Below are 1,873 nucleotides of genomic sequence, written 5' to 3' on the forward strand. Positions count from 1 at the left end.
GGGGGTGACCCAAAAGTCAATAAAGACAGAACGGGTTACCCTTTTTCATTATCTTTTGGCATTTCCATAAGGCAAAAAAATTAACGGTTATCCTCTTGAAAATAAAGAAGATAACCATTGTTTTTATGGTAAAGATTTATTATATTTAAGGTACGGAACAAAAAGATAATCAATCATTTACCATGAGTGCAAAGATAATGATAATATATAAAACTTATAATCAAAACGACAGTCTTCTTTTTCCTCCGTCATTGAGCGAACTGATTCCTGAAAATCATCCGGTAAGGACAGTCAGCGCGATAATAGACAGGCTTGACATCTCGGGGATAGAGTCCACCTACAAGGGAGGGGGTACCAGCAGCTTTCATCCCCGCATGCTCCTGAAGGTAATCGTGTATTCATACATGTGTAACGTCTATTCGGGGCGCAGGATGGAGCGTCTGCTGCACGAGAACGTGAACTACATGTGGCTCTCGGGGATGTCCCGTCCGGACTTCCGCACGATAAACCGCTTCCGCAGCGAGCGCCTGAGCGACGGGCGCTTCGAGGAGCTGTTCCGCCAGACCGTGGTCATGATGAACGAGGAGGGGCTGGTTTCGCTGAAGGTCCAGTATATAGACGGCACGAAGATAGAGTCCGTGGCAAACAAGTACACCTTCGTGTGGAAGGGCAGCGTCGAAAAGAACAAGGCGAAGCTGGAGGCCCGGGTTGACGCGGTGCTGAAGGCGGCGGAGTCGGTCCTGGCGGCGGAGGCCGGAGAATGTTCTGCGGAAGAGCCTTGCATAGAGGAGCTGCCGGAGCGAACCGAAAGGATACTCCGGAAAATGGACGAACAGGGTATCAGCGACAGGAAGCTGCGCAGGAGCGTGGAGAAGGTGAAGGAGGAGTCCCTTCCGAAGCTGGCGTCGTACGAGAGTCAACTGGAGACCATGGGCGAGAGGCACAGCTACAGCAAGACGGACCCTGACGCCACCTTCATGAGGATGAAGGAGGACGCGATGAACAACGGCCAGACCAAGCCGGGATACAACGTGCAGATAGCGACAGAGAACCAGTTCATAACCAACTACGGCATCTACTGGAGGCCCACGGACTGGGGTACGCTGATACCGTTTCTGGACTCCTTCAGGGAGAGATACGGGACACAGAGCGATGAGGTCGTGGCAGACTCCGGCTACGGCAACGAAGCAAACTATGCGTATATGGAGAGCGGCGGGATAGATGCCTATGTCAAGTACAACATGTTCCACGCCGAGACGAAACGCGGGTATGCCGACAATAGTTTCCTCGTCCAGAACATGTACTACAACGCCGGAGAGGACTACTATGTATGTCCGATGGGGCAGCATCTGGAGAGGAGCGGCACGCGACACCCCGTTACGGATCTCGGCTACAGGTCGGAAGTGGCCGTGTACAGGGCCGTCAACTGCAAGGGATGCCCGCTCAGGGGAATGTGCTACAAAGGCAGGTCAGACAAGAGGGCCATCGAGGTCAACCACACGGCCAACAGGTTCAAGAGACAGGCAAGGGAGCTGCTCACCAGCGAACGCGGGATGAACCACCGCAGGAACCGGCCCATCGAACCTGAGGCCGTCTTCGGAGACATCAAGTTCAATCACGGCTTCAGGCGCTTCCGGCTCAAATCAAACAGGAAAGTGAGAGTTGAGTTTGGGCTTGTTGCGCTTGCGCATAACCTCAGGAAGTACTCGGCAATCCTTTCAGGGAGAATGGCGGGTTGGAAGCCTCTCTATGCTTCCATATAGGTGGTCAATACCGCTTCATACCGATGCCAGTAATCGTTATAAGTCTCAAAAAGACTCTTCAGCGAAAGAAAAACAAATCGGCTGCAATTTTTTCAAGTGGCAGCCGATTA

General features: G+C 52.5%; 1 protein-coding gene. It reads left to right on the forward strand.

Translation table 11 applies throughout. The features are described 5' to 3' along the window. Window positions 1-182 precede the first annotated feature (182 nt). The gene (locus NW211_RS13740; RefSeq protein ID WP_258328255.1) at window positions 183-1,763 is read left to right on the forward strand and encodes an IS1182 family transposase; all 1,581 of its coding nucleotides are present in this window, start codon (window positions 183-185) and stop codon (window positions 1,761-1,763) included. The last annotated feature ends 110 nt before the right edge of the window (window positions 1,764-1,873 follow it).

This window comes from Barnesiella sp. ET7, assembly GCF_024733785.1.
Lineage (GTDB): Bacteria > Bacteroidota > Bacteroidia > Bacteroidales > Barnesiellaceae > Barnesiella > Barnesiella merdigallinarum.